The following is a 17,420-nucleotide window of genomic DNA, read 5'->3' on the forward strand; positions in this document are numbered from 1 at the left end:
GTGAAGAAAATTTTCCCCCCACACTCCCCTCTCTCCCCACACTCCCTACTCCCTACTCCCTACTCCCTTAATTTTCTGTACAGATTCAATGAGCGATCGCACTTGTTCTGTCCCGGCTGATGGTTCAAAAGACAAGGGGAATTTACCTTTGGCGATCATTCTTAATCCCAGGGGGGCGAGACTTAATAATCCTCTCAAATCACGGAAATAATTACCCACAACTTGCAGACCAAATTGGCGTTCATCAATCCAGCCACCTTCTTTGACTAATTCCACCAAAACTTTGCGGTGACGTAGGGAACGGGTATCAGCTGTTTGTTTGTGAGAGAGAATTTCTTGTTTAATTTTGGTAATTTGTTCCAGGGGGGCGACTTCCATTGGACAAACGGAATCGCAATATAAACAACGAGTGCAACCCCACACTCCTTTAGTACCTTCGTTGTAATTTTCTAAGCGATTTTCTGTATCACCATCACGAGAATCTGCAACCATTCGATAGGCTTTAGCTAAAGCATGGGGGCCGACAAAATCAGGATTCACTTCGCGGGCGTTGCATTCAGAATAACAAGCACCACACATAATACAGTTACCAGTTTGATCTAAAAGCGATCGCTCTTGGGGTGTTTGTAAAAATTCTCGTTCTGGAATTTGTCTGGCTGCTGTACTAACATAAGGAGCGACTGCTTCCAAATTGTCCCAAAAACTGCTCATATCTACCACTAAATCTTTAATCACAGGCATATTACCCAGGGGTGCAACTGTGATTTCTAAGTTGGGATTTTCTGTATTGGTCAAAGATTGAATTTGCTGTAATCTAGCTATTTCACTCCCGACGTTTTCTTTACAAGCTAAAGCCGAACGCCCATTAATTCGCATTGCACAACTACCACATATAGTATTGCGGCAATTTTTGCGAAATGCTAATGTACCATCTTGCTCCCATTTAATGCGATTTAGACAGTCAAGGATTGTATTACCAGGTTCTACCTCTAGTGGGTAAGTTTGCACCACAGGTAGAGAATTTTGTTGCTGTCGAATAACCTTAAAAATAACTTTCATTGCCACCAACCAAGGTCTTAAAATTGCTTTACCAGCCTGAAAAATCATAACTAAAGGCTAGTAGGTGCGAAAATTGAGCTATACTCTTGTTGCTCTTAATTCAATGCCTAGTGTTAAAAGGCTGATGAGCAAAGAGCCACTGATTATAGTTCCAGGATAACCATTAAAATTTTAGTTGTATTACCACCATGTCCGAGATTTATGTTAAGCTCTGAGCTTTAGTACCAAACAGGCGATCGCAGCTGATTGTTTACCTTCCCTGTTTGGGAGTTATAAATAAAAGAGTTTTTCGGGAGACCAACTTAAGTTAATTATCTACATAACGATAATATTCCCATTTACTACACTTCATCTGCTTAATACATCTTTATATCTACAAGGCTTGTAGCTAAAATCTACTTATTGGAGAAATTAGGAAAATAATTACCAAAAGTTAATTTTGGCTGATCTGGAAGTCTCAAAGCTGATAATAAACATCTAATGAGGCTAATCAAGGACTTGACAGATGGGCAAGATATTTATTCTTCCCATAGACAGACACTCAAAATACTTAAGAGGTTGTTTGACTTGTGAGAATCAACTCGCAAGTCAAACCTCTCTGTATTTTTGTCTCTTCTCAATTTCCAATATCAAAGAATGGCTCTTGCTCAAAACTACCGATCTAACTTTAGATGAATTTTTATAAAAGTGATGCAGCAATACGCATGGTAGCTAATAAACCCACATGAAAATCCTGACTGCTTGTTACCTCGTTAAGCTAAATGATTGAGATAAAAGTTTGTCTGTAAATTAAATTCAAACATAAACAATTATTTTGCTATTATTAGTCCATGCTAGTATTTAATATAAAATTACGAAGTAACAAAACTAGTCTCAATCGTCTTATCAGCGCGATTACCACTACTTTGTTTTTTCGTAACCTAGAGACATAAAATTTTTTGTCTCTACATCTGAGGCAAAAGGTGTATGTCCAAGAGAGCATAACAAATACTATGCTGTCTTAAGCTTAAGAGGAAGAACGGTTAAAACCTACAACTCAAGAGCAATAAAGGCAAGTACTGACAGTGGAAAACCTGCAATTCCTTGGGTCTACTACTTATTTGGAGTAGAAACAACCTTATTTGTAAAGGTGACTTAAAGTTACACCGCTACAGTAGCGCCAAAAGAGAAAATTATTGCGTTTTCAATGGCGGATCATGGTTAAAAGTGCCCTAAAATCACCAAAATAAATGTCTGTGACAATGCTGGCTTTAATCTGTTGCAGGCAAACATAATATAGGCGCTTGTTGCTCCTCTATCAGTAGCAATTTAACCCTTCCCTTAAAATTTTGAGTATCTTTTTGCGGATACTCGAAAGTTAAATACTGCCGTCAGACTACATAGTTTATCAGTTTGGAGAGAGTAAGGATAATTTGAGCGTAATGACAGAAACTGCAACTGCACCATTAACGGGAAAAGCACTGCTTGCTAAGGTAAAAGAACTTTCTAATTTACCTAGAAGAGAAAGAGCAAAGCAGTGTGGCTATTACACTGTTACTAAGAATAACCAGGTGCGCGTCAATCTGACTGATTTTTATGATGCTTTACTATCGGCTAGAGGAATTCCCTTAAGTCCAGAAGCACCTAAAGATGGCCGTGGCCGCGAACCGACATATCGGGTTAGTGTTCATCAAAATGGTCAAATTGTCATTGGTGCAACTTACACCAAGGCAATGGGTTTAAAACCAGGAGATGAATTTGAAATTAGACTGGGTTACAAACATATTCACCTGATTCAACTGGGTGAAAGTGATAAAAAAATCTCCCCAGATGACATAGATGAGGTAGATGAAGACTTAGACGAAGAAGAGTAAATTGTTGCGTAGTAGGGAGAGTTTTCGGGAAATCCTGAGCAAACATATCCCTACTACTAGAGCAAATAACTCTGTTTAAGAATTCTGTACTAATAAAACGATACGATGAGACATATGACTCAAGCCACAAATTTTGCTAGAGTCTTGACGACCAATTAAAAAGTCTATCGTGTTTTGTTTATTTGATTTAGCAATTTTTTTTCAGCCATCAGGCAACACAATACTGTTATTGCGAGAAAATGCACCAGTAGCTGTTGTCTTGATGGCATTTTTTATTAGCTGGGTAGTATGTTGGCTGCCATTGGCAGTCATATCTGCTATTTTTATGGGTTGGCAACCAACAAAACCTTTACAGCCAGAACAGAAGTTACCCTTCATTGTGACGCTTTACTTATTAGCTCCCCTAGTGCTTTGGGGCGTAATTTGGCTGTTTTGTAGGTCTTTTGCTGAGTATGGCTTAGGAGTAAATCTTTCCCTGATGGGTGGTATGGGGATAGGTTTTGGTTTAGGAGTACTCAGCCTCGCTGTAATGTTTGCTGTGGAATTGAGGCTTGGTTGGTGTGAATTTGCCCAGATTAATATTAAAGTCTTACCATCTATCTTGTTGCCAATTTTATTAGTCGCGTTATTGGTAGGTGGCGTAGAAGAATTAGTTTTTCGTGGGTTTTTATTGACGGAATTAGAAAGAAATTACTCAATATGGATAGCAGCCGCAATTTCTAGCTGTATATTTGCTATCTTGCACTTAGTTTGGGAACAGAATGAAACTCTACCACAAGTACCGGGACTGTGGCTGATGGGAATGATGTTAGTGATGGCGAGAATAGCAGACAAAGGCAGTTTGGGTCTCGCTTGGGGATTACATACAGCTTTGGTATTTGCGATCGCTACTATAGATACAGCCCAACTCATCACTTACACAGGTAAAGTACCAGAATGGTGGACTGGTAAGTACAAAAAACCCCTGGCTGGGTTAGCTGGGGTTTTTTGCGTTCTGGGAGCTAGCCTAATACTCTGGTTATTTTCCGTGTTATGAGACAACAAACTTATACTTTGTTTAAGGTTATTGCTGAGAGGGGAAGATTTGCAAAAGTAACTATCTTACTTGATAAGCGTACAAACAACCAGCCTCTAATTCTTATTGATGATTCAGCTTTCGATGCTTGCTTTGATGACAGGCTTAACCTGCCAGCTCTTAAAGATGGTGCTAGAGTTGGAGTTCAGTATGCTCTTCAATCAGTTGAGCAGGTTATTGATACAACACAACTAACTTTTTGTGTAACAGAAATTGTTGCACATCCTTTTGATTCTGATCCAGGAACAGTAGCTTATGCAGCTTGTCATGCAACTTGGGCCTTATTTAACATAAATTCTTCAACTACTCCTCAGTTACGTTCTTGGCTTACTGATAAGCTACATCAGTATCCAGTATAAATTTTAAATTGAGGTGGTCTATAGATTTGACGAACGCGATCGCTTTTTTATTCATGTTAAGCTGATTTTTATATCATCAAATTAACTGTTAATTTCATGTTGAGTCTATGATTGACCTCAATAACATTCACTCGCTCTCGGAATTTCAGCGAAACACCAAACAGTACATCCAGCAGATGGAAGAAAGCGAAAAACCGCTCGTGCTGACTGTTAATGGTGCTGCTCAACTTGTTGTCCAGGATGCTAAAGCCTATCAAAAGCTCTTGGAACGTTTAGAATATGCTGAAACTGTAGCTGCACTCAGACAAGGAATTCAGGAAATCGAGCAAGGAAAAGGAGTTCCAGCTAAAGAAGCACTAGAAGGTTTAAGAAGAAAGCATGGAATTTCGCGTTGACATCTCTCCATTAGCATTAGCTGATGCGGAAAATGCCTATCTTTGGATTCGAGAACAAGATTCTGATTTGGCTGACAAGTGGTTTGACGGACTGCTTGATGCAATTCATTCGCTTTAACGCTTTCCGGCTCGTTGTCCTGTAACTCCTGAAAGTGAGGAGTTAGGAATGGAGATTCGCCAATTGCTCTACGGAAAATCGAAAAGATTCCGCTACCGAATTCTTTTCGGGATCTCTGAAACTGAAGTGAACATTTATCGAATTAGACATACTGCACAACAATACTTGACAAAAGATGATGTGGAGTTATAGAAATAATCAAAATTATTGTTTAGTAGTATTTTAATGTTGAGAAATACGATCGCACCCCTTATTCTCCTAGTGCGATCGCATTCATTTTGGACTGCCTTAATTAAACAAGTGCAACTGAGCAATAACAGTACTCACCAAATGATGAGTGATGGGTAGACTATCAATCACCATCGCTAAACATAACAGCATCATGTAAGAGATGGAGTAGAGAAACAGTTCCCTGGCTACAGTGCGGTCTTCTGGCTGTTGTAATAAACACCAGGATTTGCGGATAAATAATCCACCTAAACCAGCTGCGATCGCTGCATAAATAATCCCACTGGCGTGCAGGGGATAAAACAACAACAACGTGGCGATGACTGTAGTTAGGGTATAGTACCAAATTTGTTTGACTGTGGCTGTTGCACCAGCAATCACCGGAAGCATTGGTATGCCTACCTTGGCGTAGTCATCACGAATCATCAACGCCAGCGCCCAGAAATGGGGGGGTGTCCACAAAAAGACAATGGCAAAAATTAACCATGCTGCCCAGCTTAAAGTATCTGTCACAGCCGCCCAACCTACCAAAGCCGGAATCGCACCAGCAGCCCCACCAATCACAATATTTTGAGTGCTGTGACGCTTGAGCCAATGGGTGTAAATCAGTACATAAAAAACAATGCCAGAGAATGCCAGACAAGCTGCCAGTAAATTAGCAAACACAGCCAGTAGGGTAAACGAAAGTACAGCCAAAACGGCTGCAAAAATCAGTGCATCTCTTGGCTGTACCCTGCCAGAAGGCATGGGACGATGGCGCGTCCGTTCCATTTCATAATCAATATCTCTGTCGTAGATACAGTTAATTGTCTGGGCGCTGGCTGCTGCCAAAGTACCACCAGTCAGAGTGACTAACAACAGTAACGGGTCTACTTGTCCCTTCGCTGCCACCCACATACTCCCAGCCGTGGTAATCAAAAGCAAGGGAATAATGCGGGGTTTTGTTAGTTGGTAATAGCTTTGAATTACCTGGAGGAATGTTTCGTGGTGGCGAGAGACATTAGTCTCAATCATCTTGGTTCTATTTCCTTAATTGTCAACAATGTGTGTCTAGTTTCTGTCTGGCTGTGGAGAGCGATTTGCCCAGACTACCTTTACTTGGAGAAGAATCTTGAACCTTGCCGTTTCTGTGTTTGAAGCGTCAATTAAGTTGCTAGTGTTTGAGAAACTGAGGCAAAGGTAAAGACAGGGAGACTTACACCAGTTTTAGTTACCGGAGATGCGGTTAATGGCTCAATGACTAATGGCTAATGTCTTATCACCATTAGTCAAGAGTCATGGTAGCGATCGCATCAGTTTATCCCCAAAAGGTTAATTTAGGGATTTGAGCTAATGGCTGGGTTAGACAAACTGTTGATTTCACGACTAGCAGCCCAATCACGCAATGCTAGAACCGTAAAACCCACCAAAGTACCTAACAAAGCAGCACCTACAGCTTGGTGAGAGACCGTTAACGGCTCGACTTGCAAATGCAAGCGAAAAGTAGCAACTCCCAACAAAATTTGTAAAATTAACAAACCACCAGCCATATTTGCCAATCGCCGCAAAGCGGGATGGAGGGCTGGTGTACGCCAGGAAATTAACACTACTGCTAAGGTGGCGACGGTTGGCGGGACTAAACCAAAAATATGGCTGTACATCACAGAGCAGAGTTCTGCCGTACCAAAACACTGGTGTAGCGCCCAACGAGAACCCACAACCGCACCCAGTAAACTCTGCACGTACACCAAAATAGCTGCCGCTAAACCAATCCAGGGCAACTTACCGACATTGCCAGTTCCCTGATATGGAGCTATGGCTGTACCGACGACTAGTAGGGTGGTAAAAAATAACAGTGCTGTTCCCAAGTGGGCGGTAACGATATCAAACCGCAGCAATTCGGTGACTGTGAGTCCCCCTAAGATGCCTTGAAACACGATTAAAAACAGGGCGAAGCTTGCAGCCCAAGGCAACCAGACAGGCAAAGAACGACGGTGCCACCAAGATAAACCAGCAAGTGCGATCGCGCTCACACCAATTAAGCTTGCATCCAAGCGGTGAAACCACTCCAAAAACACTTGGAGATTCATTTGTTTGGCTGGTACCAGTTCCCCGTAGCATAGGGGCCAGTCTGGGCAAGCAAGTCCGGCATTCATTACACGGGTGGCAGAGCCAATAGCCATTAAAATCAACGTGGCTATAGCCATTCGCCACACCAAGCGACGAATCATTTCCTTCGGCTTTTGCTGCTCGATTGTCGCATCATTTTGTTGTTTTAGGACAAATTCGTTCATGAACGATTCCTTCTGCCGATCTTGGTAGTAGCTCTCTTAAAATTTCTAATTTTTCCTTGCCAACCCCTCTCCACCCTAGCGTATACAACTTGGTTTCGAGATGGAGTTTCACTTATTACTTTGAATCACTTCAGATGGTTTTAGTCTGAAGCTTTAGGTATTTTTCAAGATGTGTCATAGACAGTTAACAAACAATTTTGCTAACCTAAATTTTTTCTTAAATTTTTCCAGCGATCGCTATTTATCCTTGTCAGTATCTAATAAATCTCTTTTACTCAGAAATAGGAAAGTGGCTGAAAAAATTAATAAAAATTTCAGACCATTTAGCTTTTTGTTTAATAGCCTAGACTACCTTAGTAAGTGGGCAGCTTTAAAAAAACGTAGTCAATTAATTCTAGGTAAGCCGTGAAAATTCCAAGTTCAGTCTGGACATTACTGATTGGCATCGGACTAACGTTAGCCAGTCTTTGGTACGGTCAAAATCACGGTCTGTTGCCAACAGCAGCTTCAGATGAAGCCATCTTAATTGATGGTTTATTTAATTCGATGATGACCGTTTCTGTCGGTATATTTTTGCTTGTTGAAGGTGCTTTAATCTACTCTGTAATTAAATATCGACGACGCGCTGGTGATCAAGAAGACGGGCCGCCAGTGGAAGGTAATGTTCCACTAGAAATCCTCTGGACGGCGATCCCCGCCATTATCGTCATCGGTATTTCTGTCTATAGCTTTGAAGTTTATAACGACATCGGTGGCTTCGATCCCCACGCCGTTCACGAAGCGCCGATGAATCAAAGTTCGATGAATATGCCAGGAGCCGCGATTGCTGCCACTTTGACGGAAGCTCCTGTCAACCGCAATCAAGCAAAATCTGATGAGGCGATGCAAGACCCAGCCACCGCAGCCGTCCGCAATGCTGATCAAATTCCCCAAAAGGTTGATGCTCCTGGTGTTGGTAGTGTGGCTCCAACTCTAGGCGCTAGTCCTGACAAAGCAGGTCAGCCAGCGAGTTTGATCGTCAATGTCACAGGTCTGCAATATGCCTGGATTTTTACCTATCCCGAAACCGGAGTGACCACAGGCGAGTTACACGTTCCCATCGGGCGGGAAGTACAAGTCAATATGACCGCTAACGATGTAATTCATGCCTTTTGGGTGCCAGAGTTCCGCGTAAAACAAGATGCGATCCCCGGTAGACAAAGCGAAATTCGCTTTACACCCAAAAAAGCTGGCGATTATGCCCTAATTTGTGCAGAACTTTGCGGCCCTTACCACGGCGCGATGCGAACCCAAGTGGTTGTGGAAAGTCAAGAGAATTTTGACAAATGGATGCAAGAGCAGTTGGTGGCAAGTCATGAAACCATGAATCAAGCCATTGCTGTCAATCCATCTGACTTGACTCCCGATGAATATCTCGCTCCCCGTATCAAAGAAATGGGAATTAAGCCAGAAACTTTACATCAAATTCAACATAGTCATTAGTCATTGGTCATGAGTCATTGGTCATACATGACGCAGGACAAAGGACAAACGACAAAGGACAAATGACAACTAACTCCTATGACACAAGCCCAAATACAAGAAACTGCCAATATCCCGGTGCTGATTGATGAGCCAGGGAAGCGAAAATGGCGAGATTACTTTAGCTTCAACACAGACCATAAGGTGATTGGGATTCAATACCTAGTCACTTCCTTCATTTTTTACTGCATTGGCGGTGTTTTAGCTGACTTGGTACGGACAGAACTACGTACGCCGGAAGTCGATTTTGTCACCCCAGAAGTGTACAACAGCTTGTTTACACTGCACGCCACAATCATGATTTTCTTGTGGATTGTGCCAGCAGGTGCGGGGTTTGCCAATTATTTGATTCCCCTGATGATTGGGGCTAAGGATATGGCATTCCCCAGATTGAATGCTGTGGCTTTTTGGATGATCCCGGTTGGGGGTTTAATGCTGGTGGCGAGTTTAGCTGTAGGCGACGCGCCGGATGCTGGTTGGACTTCTTACCCGCCTCTGAGCTTGGTGACAGGCCAGGTGGGTGAGGGGATTTGGATTATGAGTGTGCTGTTGCTCGGTACGTCATCGATTTTGGGGGCTATTAATTTTCTCGTCACCCTAATCAAGATGCGGACTCCAGGTATGGGAGTACATCAAATGCCTTTGTTTTGTTGGGCGATGTTTGCGACTTCAGCACTGGTGTTGATGTCTACTCCTGTTTTAGCCGCCGGTTTGATTTTGCTGGCTTTTGACTTACTAGCAGGGACAACATTTTTTAACCCGACTGGTGGTGGTGATCCCGTAGTTTACCAGCATATGTTCTGGTTTTACTCCCATCCGGCGGTGTACATCATGATTTTGCCTTTCTTTGGGGCAATTTCTGAGATTATTCCCGTACATTCTCGTAAACCAATTTTCGGTTATAAAGCGATCGCCTACTCATCCCTAGCAATTAGCTTTTTGGGGCTGATAGTTTGGGCGCACCACATGTTTACCAGTGGTATTCCCGGTTGGTTGCGGATGTTCTTTATGATCACGACGATGATCATCGCTGTACCCACGGGGATCAAAATTTTCAGTTGGTTAGCAACCATGTGGGGCGGCAAAATTCAACTCAACTCCGCCATGTTATTTGCCATTGGTTTTGTTGGTACCTTCGTAATTGGTGGTATCAGTGGTGTCATGTTGGCGGCTGTACCCTTTGATATTCACGTTCACGATACTTATTTTGTCGTGGCGCACCTCCACTATGTATTGTTTGGTGGTAGCGTGTTGGGGATTTTTGCCGCTATTTATCACTGGTTCCCGAAGATGACGGGACGAATGGTCAACGAATTTTGGGGTCAGGTGCATTTTGCTCTGACCATTGTTGGTCTGAATATGACCTTCTTACCCATGCACAAGCTAGGGATGATGGGGATGAATCGCCGCGTCGCTCAGTATGACCCCAAATTCACCCTACTGAATGAAATTTGTACTTATGGCGCTTACATACTTGCTGTTTCCACCTTTCCATTCATTATTAATGTGATTTGGAGTTGGTTGTATGGCGAGAAGGCTGGTAATAATCCTTGGCGGGCGCTTACCCTAGAGTGGATGACAACTTCCCCACCAGCAATTGAAAATTTTGAGGGATACCCAGTCTTAGCTACAGGGCCTTACGACTACGGCTTAGAAAGAGCTAACGAAGGTGTACCATTATCCGATGCCAATCCTTTATTATCGGCTGGCCCCAACTCAGTACTCCGTGCTGATCCTGATGAGCCATATCCCACCATTGAGTCTGACTTGGAACAGCGTGTTTCTGGGACTAGGGATTAGTGTTGGTCAGATCCCCGACTTCTTAGAGAAGTCGGGGATCTAGCAGCCATACTGCATTTTTCATACTTCATACTTCACACTTTATAAAAATTCATGCAAAGTCAAACCATTGACCCAGCTAAAACTGAATTAAATCATCATCACAGTACAGCCACAGTTGATCATCACGAAGCACATCCAGATCATCGCTTGTTTGGTTTGTTTGTCTTCTTGGTGGCTGAAGGGATGATTTTTATGGGCTTATTCGGAGCCTATTTAGCTTTTCGTTCCACCTTACCTGTGTGGCCGCCGGCGGGTACTCCAGAGTTAGAATTATTGCTGCCTGGAGTCAACACCGTTAATCTAATTGCCAGCAGTTTTGTGATGCACAATGCTGATACAGCAATTAAAAAGAATAATGCGCGGGGGGCGCGAATTTGGTTAGCCATCACTGCCGCAATGGGGGCAATTTTCTTGGTAGGTCAGGTATATGAATATACTCACCTAGAATTTGGTTTAACCACCAATTTATTCGCCAGTGCCTTTTATGTGTTGACTGGGTTCCACGGACTACACGTTACTATCGGTGTTTTAGCAATTGTGGCAGTGTTGTGGCGATCGCGCGTTCCCGGTCATTATAGTAATGAAAAACACTTCGGTATTGAAGCCGCAGAAATCTACTGGCACTTTGTAGACGTAATTTGGATAATTTTATTCGGATTACTGTATCTTCTGTAGGTATTAATTACCAAGTTGTTCACTCCACGCGAATAACTTAAAAATCAACCCCCATCGGGGGTTTTTTTATTGCAACTTTATCAGTGCTGAGTTGGGAGTGCTGAGTATAAGCTTATAGCAGAAGGCAGGAGGCAGAAGGAAAAGTCTTACTATTCCTAGCATTCAAGCTTTCAAATTGTCCTAACATATCTGACTACGGCTATATTAGTTGGAACTGACGCAAAACACCTCTCAAACTCTCATTTCTCCGTGAACTCTGTGCCTCTGTGGTTCGTTTTTTCATGATTTTGCGAGTCACGTTAGTTTAAGAATGTTATGAGCTATTGGTCATTTGTACTGACGAAGAACTAATGACTAAACTAACGCTTTCAATAACGCTTGGAGTTTGAGTTGAACTTCAGCAAATTCCTTATCGGGGTCAGAACCGGCGACGATACCTGCACCTGCGTACAGTCTAGCGCGATCGCCATCAATTAAGGCCGAACGAATCCCCACAATAAATTCGCAGTTACCTTGAGAGTCTATCCAACCCAAAGGTGCAGCATATAAACCCCTCTCAAAGCTTTCGTAACGCCGAATTTCTGCACAAGCCACGTCTCGCGCTGCGCCAGCAACGGCTGGTGTGGGATGCAGTTGCGCCACAATTTTTAAGGGGTGGACGTTAGGGGGAACAATGGCGCTAATGGGTGTCCATAAATGTTGGATGTTAGATAGCTGTCGCAGACGTGGTGGTAATGTTTGAGGGGATAATCCTAGTTGTGATAAGCGTTGAGTTATAAAATCAATGACTAATGAGTGTTCATGTCTTTCTTTTTCACTGTTGAGTAAGCGATTTGCATTCGCCGCGTCTTCGGCTGGTGTTTTACCCCGTGGCGCAGAACCAGCTAAAGCATCGGTGATTAATTGTTGATTTTGAATACAAATTAATCTTTCTGGACTTGCACCGATAAAGTTTTGTCCTTTACCATTACTGGTGGAAAAAACATAACAATTAGGATGAATTTTTCTAAGATTATCTAATGATTTATATAAATTAAACTGATGATTTGCCCGGACATCTAAAGCATCTGCTAAAACAATTTTGCTGAGATGACTAGCTTGGATTTTTTCTAAAGCCGAAATAACAGAACGCTTAAATGCTTTACCTTGCGTTACAGGTTGTTTACTAAAATGGGTTGAGAAAAAGTCAAGTTTAGGTGAGAAATATTCTAAAGAATTAATCAGTTCGACTTTACTCCATAAATCATGCCAGATTTTATCTAAATTGGTGTTGGCTGTGATTAATAGGTTAGCGACTAAGATACAGTCCTGATTTTTTACAGCTATTTGCCAGCGCGGTAAAAATATCGTCGCTGAAGGAAAAGGATAATCTGTTTGAATATTTTGGTTAAAAAAACTAAAGTAACAAAAAAAGCGGGGACTGGCAAAAGGTTTGTTAATATCTCCAAAAGGAATTATATTTTTTAGACAACTTTTGATAAAATATTCTGCTTGATTAAATCGGTCTTGCCCATTAATTTGTAATTTTGTGACAGCATCAATCGCGGCGATCGCTTCGCCTTTACCTCTATTCTCAAAGTAAAAATTTATTTCATTTGCTTGCGCTAGTTTATCCAATACAACTAAAGGATCAACCCAGTCGAGTTCTAGGGAAATACTCACAATTTGCCGACAATTATTGGTGAGGCAATTTTCTTGAACCGCTAACAGAAATTGGTATATGTCTTTGTGCGTTACAAAGAAGTTGTTACGACATGGTGAAACTGTCATGGATCTAGGAATAGTAAATTTTTTTTAAGTAATCTTCCTAAAGTGTAATTAATCATGGTCTATTTCTACAGGTATCATATTCAGACGACATTTCACCAGAGTATAGTTTGCTTTGTTTTAGGTATTACCAAACGCTGACAATCTATGCTCAGTTTTAGCCTGCAACCAAAAAATAAGTTTTACTAAGGATATGCTTAATCAGTTCAAAAAAGTGCTGACTATTCAGGGCTAATTGCTGAGTAAAATAATTAAAGAAGAATTCAGAAGTCAGGATTTAGGAGGCAGAATTAATGAGTGGGGATGCAAGCCAGTCATTAATTCTAGACCAATGATTTTGAGATGTTTGAGGGTTGAACTCATTGATTCACACCTAACATAGACTGAATTCTATTTTGATAAGCAATCAATATTAACTAATGACTACCAAGCAGATTTCACATTCCAAAAATAAGCTGTGGATGGCGGCAATTAAACCACCAATGTACAGTGTGGCGATTATGCCTATATGGATAGGAACAGCAATTGCTTTTGCCGAAAAGAAGATTTTGAATACAACAGTATTTTTAACTTTTTTAGTAGCAGCAATATTAATTCTGGCATGGGAGAACTTAAGTAATGATGTATTTGATTCTGAAACAGGAATCGATAAAAATAAACATCATTCCCTAGTGAATTTAACAGGGAAGAAGTCGCTTATATTTTGGTTGGCAAATCTGTGTTTGGTAATTGGGTTGTTAGGAATACTCGCGATCGCTATTTGGCAACAAGACCCAACTGTGATCATCATGGTGTTAGCGGCTTGTGCTTTGGGTTATATGTACCAAGGGCCACCCTTTCGGCTAGGATACCAAGGATTAGGCGAAATTCTCTGCTTTTTTGCTTTTGGGCCTTTATTAGTGCCAACAGCATATTACAGCCAAACTCAAACTTGGTCATTTGCTAGTTTTGCAGCTTCGGTGATTGTTGGGATTGTGACTAGCTTAATTTTGTTTTGTTCACACTTTCACCAAGTTAAGGATGACATAGCCGCAGGAAAGCGATCGCCAATTGTGCGTTTAGGTACAACCAACGGTGCAAAAGTTTTAGTTTGGTTTACCGCCAGTATCTATCCTTTGTCTTTGTTGTTGGTGATTTTGGGAATCTTCCCAGTCTGGACATTATTGAGTTGGCTGAGTCTACCATCCGCCTTCAAATTATGTCGTCACGTCCAAGAAAATCACAACTATCCAGATAAAGTTAGCAACTGTAAATTTATCGCGGTGGCTGTACATTTCTGGAGTTGTTTGTTCTTGGGTGTAGGGTTTTTTATTGGGTGATGAGTTGTAAGAGGTACGAAAAGAATAATTAACCGCAGATGGACGCAGATGAACGCAGATAAATTTGTACCTCAACATTCACACTTCGACTTACCTCGACTTCGCTCGGTACAAGTCGCTCAGTGTCCAGCACTCAGCACTCAGCACTCAGCACTCAGCACTCACACTTCGACTTACCTCGACTTCGCTCGGTACAAGTCGCTCAGTGTAAAGCACTCAGCACTCAGCACTCAGCACTCAGCACTTTTCACATTTCGTCCTTACCAGCGTAAATTTGCGCGTCCACTCACTACTCATCATGGTGTTTGGGAGATGCGCGAAGGAATTATCTTGCGTCTGGTTGATGAAGCGGGGAATGTTGGCTGGGGGGAAATTGCACCTATTAGTTGGTTTGGTTCGGAAACTTTAGATCAAGCTTTGAATTTTTGTCGCCAACTACCTAAAGAAATTACATCTGAAACTATTGTTTCAATTCCTGATGATTTACCCGCTTGTCAATTTGGGTTTGAGTCAGCGTTTGATGGAATGGGGAGTAGGGAGTGGTGGTTCGACTACTTCGGCTGCGCTCAGTACAAGTCCGCTCACCAACCGGGATTGCGTGAGAATTTGAGTTGTAGCGGGTTACTTGCTGCGGGTGAAGTGGCTTTACAACAATGGCAAACCCTATGGCAACAAGGATATCGTACATTTAAATGGAAAATTGGTGTTGATGCGATCGCCAAAGAACTCGCAATTTTTGATAACCTATGTCGTAGCTTACCCGCCTCAGCTAAACTGCGCCTCGATGCTAACGGCGGACTCAGCTATGAAGAAGCCGAGTTATGGCTAGAAACTTGTGGCAAAATTCAGGGTGAAGTAAGCGCAGAAATTGAATTTTTAGAACAACCCTTACCTGTGAAAGACTTAGCAGGGATGTTGGAGTTAAGTAAATTTTACCGAACTGCGATCGCATTAGATGAATCTGTCGCCACACTCCAGCAACTCATCAGTTGTTATCAACAAGGTTGGCGAGGAATTTTCGTCCTTAAACCCGGAATTATCGGTTCACCATCAAAGTTGCGTCAGTTTTACCAACAACATGAAATTGATGCTGTATTTTCCTCTGTATTTGAGACTGTCATTGGTAGACAAGCTGCACTTAACCTAGCAGCCGAATTATCTCGCAAAAACAGAGCCGTTGGTTTTGGCGTTGATCATTTTTTTGCCCAAGCAGCAGCAACAAATCCTGAAAGTTTATGGAACAACTTTTAACTTATCTGCAAAATTTACCTCAATCTGATTGGTTAATTGCTAACAACAGCCATCAATTTTCAGTAATAGCGAAAAAACTATATTTAGAACTCACAGAAATATTAAAACAACGCCACACACCACCAAAAATTATCTTAGCTGAACGCGAACCAGTCAAATTTTTAGCCAGCTTTCTCGCCGCTTGTGCAGCCAATTGTCCGGTATTTCTTTGTAACCCCGACTGGGGAACCCAAGAATGGCAACAAGTATTTGAATTAGTCCAACCAGATATTATCTTAGGAATCAATTTTAATTCCCATTCCTGCTTACTGAGCGAACTTGTACTGAGCGCAGCCGAAGTAGCCGAAGTACACTCCTCATTCTCGGTTGGTGAGCGAACTTGTACTGAGCGTAACCGAAGTAGCCGAACCAATACGTACACTTCGACTTACCTCGACTTCGCTCGGTACAAGTCGCTCAGTGTACAGCACTCAGCACTCAGCACTCAGCACTCAGCACTCATAATGATTCCCACAGGTGGCTCGTCGGGTAACATCAAATTCGCCATCCACACTTGGGAAACCCTCACCGCCTCTGTGCAAGGATTTACAGAATATTTTCAGTTAAACCAAGTGAATTCTTGTTGCATATTACCCCTTTATCATGTCAGTGGGTTAATGCAATTTATCCGTTCTTTTACAACTGGCGGTAAACTCACTATTCTGCCATTCAAAAATTTAGAAACTGGACAAATACCTACAATTCAACCAGCAGAATATTTCATTTCTTTAGTACCAACTCAATTACAACGCCTTTTACAAAATCCAGAATTAACTCAATGGTTAGCCCAATTTCAAACTGTTATGTTAGGGGGCGCACCAGCTTGGCCAGAATTATTAGAAAAAGCCCGCTTTCATAACATAAGATTAGCCCCAACCTATGGTATGACAGAAACCGCCTCGCAAATTGCCACCCTTAAACCTGATGATTTTCTTCAAGGTGAATTTAACAGTGGGCAGATTTTACCTCATGCCCAGGTAACAATTCGCAATCAACAAGGAGAAGTTTTACCACCTAATCAAATTGGGAATATTACTATTCAAGCCAAATCTTTAGCAATTGGTTATTATCCTCATCATTGGGAAAATCAAGGTTATTTGCAAGTAGATGATTTAGGCTTTTTAGATAATCAAGGTTATCTAAATATTATCGGACGCAACAGCGACAAAATCATTACAGGCGGCGAAAACGTTTACCCCTCCGAAATTGAAGCAGCCATCCGCGCAACTCAATTAGTTGTTGATGTTTGTGTAATTGGTGTACCTGATAAACATTGGGGACAAGCCTTAACAGCTATATATATTCCTCAAGATATTAATATTTCTCATTTAGAAATCGCAACGTTACTAAAAAATCAACTCAGTAAATTCAAAATTCCTAAACATTGGATTTGTCTGGAAGATTTACCCCGTAACGCCCAAGGTAAAGTTAACCGTCAAGCACTACAACAAATAGCCGCAGAATTTCTGCACAATTAACCCGTTGATAACAAACGAGTTAAGATTTTCTATGGATGAGGTAAGGTTAATAAGAAACCTTACGTCATTTGTAACAAATGAGTTAAGGTTCTCTATGGATGAGATAGCATTCGTCAGGAACCTTACCACATATCTTGCACCTAGCCCCGACGAATGGAAATTCGCACG

General features: G+C 41.8%; 15 protein-coding genes. 11 read left to right on the top strand and 4 right to left on the bottom strand.

What is annotated here, in order from left to right; all coding sequences use genetic code 11:
- Window positions 1–45: 45 nt before the first annotated feature.
- Window positions 46–1,059, bottom strand: a complete 1,014-nt coding sequence (locus H6G75_RS02475) for a succinate dehydrogenase/fumarate reductase iron-sulfur subunit (protein WP_190978506.1) — start codon at window positions 1,057–1,059, stop codon at window positions 46–48.
- Window positions 1,060–2,480: 1,421 nt separating this feature from the next.
- Between H6G75_RS02475 and H6G75_RS02480 the strand changes: the two genes are divergently transcribed.
- The 5 genes from H6G75_RS02480 to H6G75_RS33410 all read left to right on the top strand — a co-directional run bounded on the left by H6G75_RS02480 (window position 2,481) and on the right by H6G75_RS33410 (window position 4,859).
- A complete protein-coding gene (locus tag H6G75_RS02480) occupies window positions 2,481–2,912 on the top strand; it encodes an AbrB family transcriptional regulator (protein ID WP_062287281.1) in 432 nt (143 codons plus the stop codon).
- 169 nt (window positions 2,913–3,081) lie between these two features.
- Window positions 3,082–3,948, top strand: coding sequence for a CPBP family intramembrane glutamic endopeptidase (locus H6G75_RS02485; protein WP_313934783.1), 867 nt, complete (start codon window positions 3,082–3,084; stop codon window positions 3,946–3,948).
- Window positions 3,945–4,346, top strand: coding sequence for a hypothetical protein (locus tag H6G75_RS02490; RefSeq protein WP_190978419.1), 402 nt, complete (start codon window positions 3,945–3,947; stop codon window positions 4,344–4,346). Before H6G75_RS02485 ends, H6G75_RS02490 begins: the two co-directional genes overlap by 4 nt.
- Before the next feature lie 107 nt (window positions 4,347–4,453).
- The gene (locus tag H6G75_RS02495; protein ID WP_190591177.1) at window positions 4,454–4,741 is read left to right on the top strand and encodes a type II toxin-antitoxin system Phd/YefM family antitoxin; all 288 of its coding nucleotides are present in this window, start codon (window positions 4,454–4,456) and stop codon (window positions 4,739–4,741) included.
- Complete coding sequence (locus H6G75_RS33410; RefSeq protein WP_277884064.1) at window positions 4,725–4,859, top strand: hypothetical protein; 135 nt, start codon at window positions 4,725–4,727, stop codon at window positions 4,857–4,859. Before H6G75_RS02495 ends, H6G75_RS33410 begins: the two co-directional genes overlap by 17 nt.
- A 288-nt stretch (window positions 4,860–5,147) precedes the next feature.
- On the opposite strand, the gene H6G75_RS02505 is transcribed toward H6G75_RS33410, so the two are convergent.
- Both H6G75_RS02505 and H6G75_RS02510 read right to left on the bottom strand, forming a co-directional pair.
- Window positions 5,148–6,101, bottom strand: a complete 954-nt coding sequence (locus H6G75_RS02505; protein WP_190978420.1) for a heme o synthase — start codon at window positions 6,099–6,101, stop codon at window positions 5,148–5,150.
- 302 nt (window positions 6,102–6,403) lie between these two features.
- Entirely contained in the window at window positions 6,404–7,360 is a 957-nt protein-coding gene (locus tag H6G75_RS02510) for a heme A synthase (protein ID WP_190978421.1), read from the bottom strand.
- Between the two features lie 405 nt (window positions 7,361–7,765).
- Here H6G75_RS02510 and H6G75_RS02515 point away from each other — a divergent pair, with 405 nt between their 5' ends.
- The 3 genes from H6G75_RS02515 to H6G75_RS02525 all read left to right on the top strand — a co-directional run bounded on the left by H6G75_RS02515 (window position 7,766) and on the right by H6G75_RS02525 (window position 11,398).
- Window positions 7,766–8,842 carry a cytochrome c oxidase subunit II gene (locus H6G75_RS02515; protein WP_190978422.1) on the top strand — a complete coding sequence of 359 codons (1,077 nt, stop codon included), beginning with the start codon at window positions 7,766–7,768 and terminating at the stop codon, window positions 8,840–8,842.
- Window positions 8,843–8,920: 78 nt separating this feature from the next.
- On the top strand, window positions 8,921–10,681 hold the full coding sequence (ctaD, locus tag H6G75_RS02520) for a cytochrome c oxidase subunit I (protein WP_190978423.1): 1,761 nt from the start codon (window positions 8,921–8,923) through the stop codon (window positions 10,679–10,681).
- 93 nt (window positions 10,682–10,774) lie between these two features.
- Window positions 10,775–11,398, top strand: coding sequence for a heme-copper oxidase subunit III (locus H6G75_RS02525; RefSeq protein WP_190978424.1), 624 nt, complete (start codon window positions 10,775–10,777; stop codon window positions 11,396–11,398).
- Window positions 11,399–11,752: 354 nt separating this feature from the next.
- On the opposite strand, the gene H6G75_RS02530 is transcribed toward H6G75_RS02525, so the two are convergent.
- Window positions 11,753–13,168 carry an isochorismate synthase MenF gene (locus H6G75_RS02530; protein WP_190978425.1) on the bottom strand — a complete coding sequence of 472 codons (1,416 nt, stop codon included), beginning with the start codon at window positions 13,166–13,168 and terminating at the stop codon, window positions 11,753–11,755.
- Window positions 13,169–13,584: 416 nt separating this feature from the next.
- On the opposite strand from H6G75_RS02530, the gene menA reads away from it, so the two are divergent.
- The 3 genes from menA to H6G75_RS02545 are packed head-to-tail and all read left to right on the top strand — an operon-like array spanning window position 13,585 to window position 17,252.
- Window positions 13,585–14,484: a 2-carboxy-1,4-naphthoquinone phytyltransferase gene (gene menA / locus H6G75_RS02535; RefSeq protein ID WP_190978426.1), complete on the top strand. Its 900-nt coding sequence runs from the start codon at window positions 13,585–13,587 to the stop codon at window positions 14,482–14,484.
- 48 nt (window positions 14,485–14,532) lie between these two features.
- The gene (locus H6G75_RS02540; RefSeq protein ID WP_190978427.1) at window positions 14,533–15,735 is read left to right on the top strand and encodes an o-succinylbenzoate synthase; all 1,203 of its coding nucleotides are present in this window, start codon (window positions 14,533–14,535) and stop codon (window positions 15,733–15,735) included.
- Window positions 15,720–17,252, top strand: a complete 1,533-nt coding sequence (locus tag H6G75_RS02545; protein ID WP_190978428.1) for a 2-succinylbenzoate--CoA ligase — start codon at window positions 15,720–15,722, stop codon at window positions 17,250–17,252. Before H6G75_RS02540 ends, H6G75_RS02545 begins: the two co-directional genes overlap by 16 nt.
- Window positions 17,253–17,420: the final 168 nt, after the last annotated feature.

This window comes from Nostoc sp. FACHB-280, assembly GCF_014697615.1.
Lineage (GTDB): Bacteria > Cyanobacteriota > Cyanobacteriia > Cyanobacteriales > Nostocaceae > Nostoc_B.

Coding starts and splice junctions, on each gene's coding strand:
- H6G75_RS02510 (WP_190978421.1), bottom strand. CDS start 7,360: ATGAACGAATTTGTCCTAAAACAACAAAATGATGCGACAATCGAGCAG.
- H6G75_RS33410 (WP_277884064.1), top strand. CDS start 4,725: ATGGAATTTCGCGTTGACATCTCTCCATTAGCATTAGCTGATGCGGAA.
- H6G75_RS02490 (WP_190978419.1), top strand. CDS start 3,945: ATGAGACAACAAACTTATACTTTGTTTAAGGTTATTGCTGAGAGGGGA.
- H6G75_RS02545 (WP_190978428.1), top strand. CDS start 15,720: ATGGAACAACTTTTAACTTATCTGCAAAATTTACCTCAATCTGATTGG.
- H6G75_RS02480 (WP_062287281.1), top strand. CDS start 2,481: ATGACAGAAACTGCAACTGCACCATTAACGGGAAAAGCACTGCTTGCT.
- H6G75_RS02540 (WP_190978427.1), top strand. CDS start 14,533: ATGAACGCAGATAAATTTGTACCTCAACATTCACACTTCGACTTACCT.
- ctaD (WP_190978423.1), top strand. CDS start 8,921: ATGACACAAGCCCAAATACAAGAAACTGCCAATATCCCGGTGCTGATT.
- H6G75_RS02525 (WP_190978424.1), top strand. CDS start 10,775: ATGCAAAGTCAAACCATTGACCCAGCTAAAACTGAATTAAATCATCAT.
- H6G75_RS02495 (WP_190591177.1), top strand. CDS start 4,454: ATGATTGACCTCAATAACATTCACTCGCTCTCGGAATTTCAGCGAAAC.
- H6G75_RS02530 (WP_190978425.1), bottom strand. CDS start 13,168: ATGACAGTTTCACCATGTCGTAACAACTTCTTTGTAACGCACAAAGAC.
- H6G75_RS02505 (WP_190978420.1), bottom strand. CDS start 6,101: ATGATTGAGACTAATGTCTCTCGCCACCACGAAACATTCCTCCAGGTA.
- H6G75_RS02475 (WP_190978506.1), bottom strand. CDS start 1,059: ATGAAAGTTATTTTTAAGGTTATTCGACAGCAACAAAATTCTCTACCT.
- menA (WP_190978426.1), top strand. CDS start 13,585: ATGACTACCAAGCAGATTTCACATTCCAAAAATAAGCTGTGGATGGCG.